5 protein-coding genes are annotated in these 8,023 nt (G+C 66.1%); 4 read left to right on the top strand and 1 reads right to left on the bottom strand.

The window, feature by feature from the left end; translation table 11 throughout:
• Positions 1–140: 140 nt before the first annotated feature.
• Genes RBB16_RS15200 through RBB16_RS15185 form a run of 4 tightly spaced genes read left to right on the top strand, consistent with a single transcriptional unit; the run spans position 141 to position 4,242 of the window.
• The gene (locus tag RBB16_RS15200; protein WP_306046969.1) at positions 141–1,130 is read left to right on the top strand and encodes a glutathione S-transferase family protein; all 990 of its coding nucleotides are present in this window, start codon (positions 141–143) and stop codon (positions 1,128–1,130) included.
• 39 nt (positions 1,131–1,169) lie between these two features.
• Positions 1,170–2,120: a threonine-phosphate decarboxylase CobD gene (gene cobD / locus RBB16_RS15195; protein ID WP_306046968.1), complete on the top strand. Its 951-nt coding sequence runs from the start codon at positions 1,170–1,172 to the stop codon at positions 2,118–2,120.
• Positions 2,117–3,025, top strand: coding sequence for an adenosylcobinamide-phosphate synthase CbiB (cbiB, locus tag RBB16_RS15190; RefSeq protein WP_306046967.1), 909 nt, complete (start codon positions 2,117–2,119; stop codon positions 3,023–3,025). The genes cobD and cbiB overlap by 4 nt, the downstream gene beginning before the upstream one ends.
• 44 nt (positions 3,026–3,069) lie before the next feature.
• Positions 3,070–4,242, top strand: a complete 1,173-nt coding sequence (locus RBB16_RS15185) for a lytic murein transglycosylase (protein WP_306046966.1) — start codon at positions 3,070–3,072, stop codon at positions 4,240–4,242.
• 231 nt (positions 4,243–4,473) lie between these two features.
• Here RBB16_RS15185 and smc read toward each other — a convergent pair whose 3' ends face one another.
• Positions 4,474–7,923, bottom strand: a complete 3,450-nt coding sequence (smc, locus tag RBB16_RS15180; protein ID WP_306046965.1) for a chromosome segregation protein SMC — start codon at positions 7,921–7,923, stop codon at positions 4,474–4,476.
• Between the last annotated feature and the right edge of the window lie 100 nt (positions 7,924–8,023).

The raw sequence follows: 8,023 nt of genomic DNA, 5'->3' as shown, positions 1-8,023 counted from the left end.
GCCCCTCGCGCTCCCCGGAGTATTTGCACAAGGAGAAGGCGGGGTCTGTGCACTGGGGCAGGTGGGCTCTGCGCTGTTGAAGGTGGCCTGCGCTGCCGTGGCGACTAGGTTGCAGACAAGCAATCGGAAGGAGCGCAGGAATGGGAATGTTGGTCGACGGACATTGGGTGGATAAATGGTACGACACCAAATCCACGGACGGCGCGTTCAAACGCAGCGAGGCGCAGTTTCGCAACTGGGTGACCGCTGATGGCGCGCCCGGCCCCACCGGCGAAGGCGGCTTCAAGGCTGAAAGCGGCCGCTATCATCTCTATGTCAGCCATGCCTGCCCCTGGGCCAACCGCACGATGATTTTCCGCAGTCTGAAAGGACTTGAAGACCATATCGACGTGTCTGTCGTGCATCCCGACATGCTGTCGGACGGCTGGACCTTCTCGGATGACTTTCCCGGTGCGACAGGTGACCGGCTGTTCGGCTCGGACTTCGCCCGCGACATCTACCTGCGCGCCAAACCCGACATGACGGGTCGCGTGACCGTGCCGATCCTGTGGGACAAGGACCGCGATACCATCGTTTCGAACGAAAGCGCCGAGATCATCCGCATGTTCAATACGGCCTTTAACGGAATCACCGGGGATAGGCAGGATTTCCACCCGGACGCTCTGCAGGATCAGATCGACGGGCTGAATACGCGGATCTATGACGCGGTGAATAACGGGGTCTACAAAGCGGGCTTCGCCACGTCGCAGCAAGCCTATGACAGCGCCGTTCATACGCTCTTCGAGGCGCTGGACTGGATCGAGGATATCCTGTCACGGAACCGCTATCTGACAGGCGACAGCATCACCGAGGCCGATTGGCGGCTGTTCCCCACCATTGCCCGGTTCGACGCGGTCTATCACCAGCATTTCAAGTGCAACCGGGTGCGGATCATCGACTATCCGAACCTGTGGGGATGGGCGCGGGAGCTTTACCAATGGCCCGGTATCCGGGACGTGGTGCATTTCGACCATTTCATCCGCCACTACCACTACAGCCACGACAGCATCAATCCGCATCGGATCATTCCAATCGGGCCCCAGATCGACTGGGACACCCCGCATGGGCGAGAGGCATTGCGGGCGGCCTGAAAATCGGGTTGAACCGTTCCCGGCGAACAGGGGACGGCGATGACCGGGATCGAAGGCAAACGCGATCATGGCGGCGGGGTGGACGGCGCGGTTGCCCGCTATGGCGGCACGCGGGCGGATTGGATCGACCTGTCGACCGGGATCAACCCCCTGCCCTACCCGGTGCCGGACTTTCCCGCCGATGCCTGGACGGCGCTGCCAGATAGGGCGGCATTCGACGCGCTTTACACGGCGGCGCGGGCGTTTTGGAACGTGCCGGATGGGGCAGGCATTCTCGCCGCGCCCGGCGCGTCTGCCCTGATCGCGCGCATTCCGGCGCTTGTGCCCGCTGGCCGGGTCCACATCCCCGCCCCCACCTATAACGAGCACTGGGCGGCCTTCCGCGCCCATGGCTGGCAGGCGGATGAGGGCGGGGCGCTGGTCGTGGTCCACCCCAACAATCCCGATGGCCGGGTCTGGAGCGCGGCAGAGCTGGAGGGCGACCGCCCCCTGACGGTGATCGACGAAAGCTTTGGCGACGTGATGCCGGGGCAGAGCCTCGTCCATATGGCGGAGCGTCCGGGCGTGATCGTGCTGAAGAGCTTTGGCAAGTTCTGGGGGCTGGCGGGGTTGCGGTTGGGCTTTGCCATTGCGCGGCCCGAAACGATTGACCGGCTGGCCGAAATGATCGGGCCATGGGCGGTGTCCGGTCCGGGGCTGGCGACCGGCGCTGCTGCGCTGCGCGATCGGGATTGGGCTGGGGCGACCCGCACACGGCTGGCCCGCGATGCGGAGCGGCTGGATTCTTTGATGACAAGCGCGGGGGCTACAGTGGCAGGTGGCACAACGCTCTTCCGCCTATACGATGTGGGCGAGGCGGCGGTCTGGCAGGACCGACTGGCACAGCACCATATCTGGAGCCGGATTTTCCCCTATTCCGACCGCTGGCTCAGACTTGGCCTGCCGGGACCGGACGCCCATTGGGCACGACTTGAAGAGGCCCTGTCATGACCGCCTGGCTGCTGCTTGGGGCCATGGCGCTGGATGCCGTGATGGGAGAGCCGCGCTGGCTCTGGTCGCGGATGCCGCATCCCGCCGTGCTGATGGGGCGGGTGATCGGCTGGTGTGACGCGGAATTCAACCGGTTCCCCCGGTGGGACAACGGCATTCTGGTCGTCATGGGGCTGGTCGCCGGGGCGGGCCTTTTGGGCGCGGTGATCGAGGCGCTGCCCTTGGGCTGGCTCTGGTCCCTGATCTGGGCGGCGATCCTGCTGGCGCAGAAGAGCCTTGTGCAGCATGTGCAGGCGGTGGCCGACGGGCTGCGCTATGGCGTGGGCGAGGGGCGGCGTGCTGTTGCGATGATCGTGGGGCGTGATACCAGTGGCATGGATGAGCCCGCCGTGGCGCGGGCCGCGATTGAAAGTGCCGCCGAGAACTTCTCGGACGGGGTCATCGCGCCCGCCTTCTGGTACCTCATTGGCGGGTTGCCGGGCATCCTGATCTACAAAGTGGTGAACACCGCCGATTCCATGATCGGCTATCGCACGCCGCGGCATGAAGATTTCGGATGGGCCGCGGCGCGTCTCGATGATGTGCTGAACTGGATTCCAGCACGCATCACCGCGGGGCTGATTGCGCTGGCCTTCTGGTCGGAACGCGCGGTGGACGTGATCCGCCAGGACGCGCGGCTGCACCGGTCGCCCAATGCGGGATGGCCAGAGGCCGCGATGGCGGGGGTGCTGGATGTGGCCCTGTCCGGCCCGCGCAGCTATCACGGGGAGACGCGGGACTTTCCTTGGGTCAATGGCAGCGGTGCGCGGGAGATCGGGGTGGCGGAGGTCGATGCCTCCATATCCGTGCTCTGGCGGGTCTGGGCGGCGTTTGGCGCGGTCACACTGGTGCTTGCCCTGTTCTGAGCGCCTGTTAATCTCTCGCCCAACAACAGCCACAGGATTTTCCCATGCGACTGATTTCAGCGACCCTTCTGACCCTTGTCCTTTCCACCGCCGCCCATGCGCAACAATGTGGCGGCAGTTTTTCAGCCTTCGTCGACGGGCTGCGGCAGGAGGCCCTGCGCAACGGCCACTCCGCGCAAAGCGTCAACGCGTTCTTCAACGGCGTAAGCCAGGATCAGGCCACGCTGAATGCCGACCGGCGGCAAGGGATCTTTGCCACCCCGTTCGTCGAATTTTCGCGCCGCCTGATCAGCCAGAACCGGATCAACAACGGCCGCGCCAATGCCGAACGCTATCGCAGCGTCTTCGACCGGATGGAGCGGGAGCTGGGTGTAAGCCGTGGCGTGTTGCTGGCCTTCTGGGCCTTCGAGACCGATTTCGGTGCCTTCCAGGGCGACTACAACACGGTGAATTCGCTGGTCACGCTGGCCCATGACTGCCGCAGGCCCGAGCTGTTCCGCCCGCAGGTCTTCGCGGCGCTCGACCTGTTCGAATCCGGCGATCTGGACCCGCGCCGCACCACCGGGGCCTGGGCCGGTGAGATCGGCATGGTGCAGATGCTGCCCGAGGATATCCGTGACCGGGGTATCGACGGCGATGGTGACGGGCATGTGGATTTGCAGAACTCTGCCGCTGACGCGCTGATGTCCGGCGCCAACATGCTGCGCAGCCTTGGCTGGCAGGCGAACCAGCCCTGGCTGGTGGAGATCGAAGTGCCCTCGGATTTCGACTGGTCGCTCTCCGGGCTGGAGACCACGCGGCGCGTGTCGCAATGGCAGCAGATGGGCATTCGCGGGCGCAATGGATCGCTGACGAATACGGGGCTTCAGGCTTCCATCGTGGCACCGCAGGGGCGGAACGGTCCGCTCTTCATGGCCTATCCGAATTATTCCGTGTTGTTCGAGTGGAACCAGAGCTTTGTCTACGTGACCACGGCCGCCTATTTCGCCACGCGGCTGGAAGGCGCGCCGGTCTATGACGCGGGCAATCCCGACCCGGGCCTCGACCAGACCCAGATGCGGCAATTGCAGCAGCGGCTGACCGCCTTGGGTCATGACGTGGGCGGAATCGACGGCATCTTGGGTGCACGCACCCGCGCAGCTGTGCAGGCGGAACAGGAACGTCTTGGGATGCCCGCCGATGCCTGGCCCACGACGGAATTGCTGCGCAGGCTGTAATCCGGTTTCGCCGACTGCGTCGTCGACCCGCGAGCGGCCCTCCTCAACCCCCGGCTGACGCCGGAGGCCTCGTCGGTCCGCGTTGCCACGGAAGAATGCCGGGTCCGGTCATCAGATCTAACTGCGGTGAAGGCGGTTGGTGCGGGATGCCTCCGGCGGAGGTATTTGGCCCAAGATGAAAGGGCGGTCAGTATAAGGGGGATAGCCTGCTCAGGCGCTTTTAGCCTGCCATCAGGCGACCATCTGTTCGGCCTTCTTGAGATCCACCGATACCAGCTGGCTGACACCTTGTTCGGCCATGGTCACCCCGAAGAGGCGGTCCATCCGGCTCATCGTCACCGCGTGGTGGGTGATGATCAGGAATCGGGTATCGGTCTGGCGGGTCATCTCGTCCAGCAGATCGCAGAAGCGGGTGACATTGGCGTCATCAAGCGGTGCGTCGACCTCATCCAGCACGCAGATGGGGGCTGGATTGGCCAGGAAGACGGCAAAGATCAGCGCCAGCGCCGTCAGAGTCTGTTCGCCGCCTGACAGAAGGGAGAGCGTCGACAGCTTCTTGCCCGGCGGTTGGCAGAGGATCTCCAGCCCGGCCTCCAGCGGGTCGTCGCTTTCAACCAGCACCAGCTTGGCCTCGCCGCCGCCGAAGAGATGGGTGAAGAGCATGGCGAAATTGCTGTTCACCTCTTCGAATGCGGCCAGCAGGCGTTCGCGGCCTTCGCGGTTGAGGCTGGAAATACCGCCGCGCAGCTTGCGGATGGCTTCCTCAAGGTCGACCTTCTCGGCGGCCAGCGTGTCGCGTTCCTCAGTCACTTCGCGGGCGTCTTCCTCGGCCCGCAGGTTCACGGCCCCGAGCGCGTCGCGCTGACGGCGCAGGCGCATCACATCGGCCTCTATGCTGTCAACCGAGGGCATCCGCTCGGGATCTGCACCAAGTTGCTCCAGCAGTTTTGCGGGCCCCACCTCCATATCTTCCTCGATCCGGTCGGCGGCGGCCTCCAGCACCTCGGCGGCACTGTCGCGGCGGGCTTCGGCACGGGCGCGGGATTCGCGGGCGTCAGAGGCTGCGCGTTCGGACTCGCGTTCCGCCTGCACCGCCTCTCGCAGACGGGTTTCGCCAAGCGCCAGCGCGTCGGTGGCGGCCTTGCGGCGGGTCTCTGCGGTGTCGATCGTGTCGGCCAGCTGATCCTTGCGGGCAACGATCTGGTCAGGGGCTTTCTGCGCCGCTTCAAGCTCCACCTCGGCGAAGCCTTTGCGGTTCTCCAGCTCCTTGATGCGGGTCGCGGCGTTGTCGAGCCGCTTTTGCCAGGTCGAGACCTCTTCCGAGATCCGGGTCAGGCGGCTGTCGCGCGCCTCGCCCGCGCGTTTCAGTTCGCCATGGGCGGTGCGGGCTGCCAGCAGGGAAGAGCGGGCGGTTTCCACCTCGGCGCGGGCGTCTTCCACGCGGGCGCGGGCGGTATCCAGGTCATCCAGTTCAGACCGGGCGCGGGTGGCATCGGCAAGGGTCTGGCGGGCGGCTTCTGCCTCTTCCCCGTGGCGTTCGGCGGCCTGGCGCAGGGTTTCGAGACGGCCTTCGAGGATATTGCGGTCGGCTTCGGTCCGCGAAAAGGCGCGGCTGGCATCGGCCATCTGCTGATCGGCGGCGCGGCGGGCGGCGCGGGCCTGTTTGTCGGCTTCGGTCAGCGCGGCCAGCCGGTCGGCATTGGCCCGGTGGCTGGTGCGGGCGCGATCCACGGCGATGGCGGCGCGTTCCAGTTCCGCTGACATGTCGTTCAGTTTGTTGACCTGCTCCAGCCTGCGCGCGGCGGAGGAGGAGCTGTCAGCCGCGGCGAGCGCGAAGCCATCCCACCGGAACAGATCGCCAGCACGGGTGACCAGCCGTTGACCGGGCAGCAACTGCGGTTGCAGGCGCGGGCCTTCGCCGTTCTGCAACACACCCACCTGGCGCAGACGACGCGCCAGAACCGGCGGCGCATCCACATATTCGGCCAGCGACACGACACCGGCAGGCAAGGGCTGTGGCGTGTCGTATTGCGGCAGGGTGGTCCAGCCGGTGCCCTCCTCGGCCTCGGGGGCCTTCAGGTCATCGGCCAGCGCTGCGCCAACGGCGGCCTCGTATCCCGGGGCAACCCGCACACGGTCGAGCAGCTGATTGCGCCCGCCGCGTTCGCGTTCCAGCAGTTTCGACATCGCCCGAACCTCGGCGTCGAGCGTGTTCCACTCGCCCTCGGACTCGGCCAGAACCGACCGTGCCTCGGCCTCGTGCGTTTGCGCGTCGGACCTTGCGGCTTCGGCCTCGGTCAGGGTTTCTTCGGCGCGGGCGGACAGATCGGTGGCGCGGGCAAGGGCGGCTTCGGCCTCCTCGTGTTCCTGCGCCAGTGTGGCCAGCCGTGCCTCTGCCTGATCGGCTTCGGCGCGGGCTTTCTCGGCCTCGGTCCCGTGGCGGTCGGCGGCGCGGGCGCTATCATCGACCAGCCGTTGCGCCGACTGGTGACGGGCGGCAAGGCGGGCGGCCTCTTCGGTCAGGCTGGCATGGACGGTTTCCTGTTCGGCCAGCGCCGTGGTCGCGGCGTCGACCGCTTCCAGAGCCGCGCTCAGGGCGTCCTCATGGCCTTCCCCGGCGACCCGCAAGTCCTCGGCCTCGCGTTCCAGCGTCTCGATGGTGCTGCCCGCATCGGCGTTCAGGCTGCCCTCTCGCGCAAGATCCTTTGCCAGCTGCGCGATGCGGTTGGTCAGGGTCTCGATGGCACGCCGCGCGCGAGCTTCTTCCTCGTTCAGCGCGTTGCGCTCAACGGTCACGCGCTGCAACAGCGCGGCGGCAATCGCCTCTTCCTCGCGCAGGGGCGGCACGGCCTCCTCCGCCGTTTCGCGTGCCTTTGCGGCCTCGCGCGCGGCGGTTTCGGCGCGGGCGGCTGCGGTGATCGCGTCGCGCAGGGCGGCTTCGGCCTCGGCCCGCGCATCATCGGCCTCTTTCCAGCGGCGATAGAGCAACAGCCCCTCGGCCTGCCGCAACTCCCCGCCAATCTCGCGGTAGCGCGCGGCCTGTTTGGCCTGCCGGGCCAGTGCGCCCAACTGGCCGTTCAGCTGATCGAGCACGTCCTCGACCCGCGCGAGGTTGGTTTCCGCGCCTTTCAGCTTCAACTCGGCCTCGTGCCGCCGCTGGTAGAGCCCGGAGATCCCCGCCGCCTCTTCCAGAATGCGCCGCCGCGCCTTGGGCTTGGCGTTGATCAGCTCCGAGATCTGCCCCTGCCGCACCAGTGCGGGCGAATGCGCCCCGGTGGAGGCATCGGCGAACAGCATCTGCACGTCACGCGCGCGCACATCCTTGCCATTGGTCTTGAAGGCAGACCCGGCATCGCGGGTGATCCGGCGGATGATCTCAAGATTGTCGGTATCGTTGAAACTGGCGGGCGCCAGCCGTTCAGTATTGTCGATGGTCAGCGCGACCTCGGCAAAGTTCCGGGCGGGGCGGGTGGAGGCGCCTGCGAAGATCACATCCTCCATGCCAGAGCCGCGCATTGCCGTGGGGCGGTTTTCGCCCATGACCCAACGAAGCGCTTCCAGAAGGTTGGATTTGCCGCAGCCATTGGGGCCCACAACGCCGGTCAGCCCATCCGCGATGATCAGATCGGTCGGATCGACAAAGCTTTTGAAACCGTTGAGCCTGAGCCGCGAAAACCGCACGTGCCTGCCTGTTCTTGTTGATTCCCGTTTGGGCAAGTGTCCGGCAGTCAACGCGCATGAGTCAACGTTCAGCCCCACGATATGGCGGGTTTCGGCGCAT

The organism is Nioella sp. MMSF_3534, assembly GCF_030732985.1.
Classification (GTDB): domain Bacteria; phylum Pseudomonadota; class Alphaproteobacteria; order Rhodobacterales; family Rhodobacteraceae; genus Nioella.
Note: the sequence above shows the minus strand (reverse complement) of the source record. Positions and strands in the feature narration are given on the sequence as shown.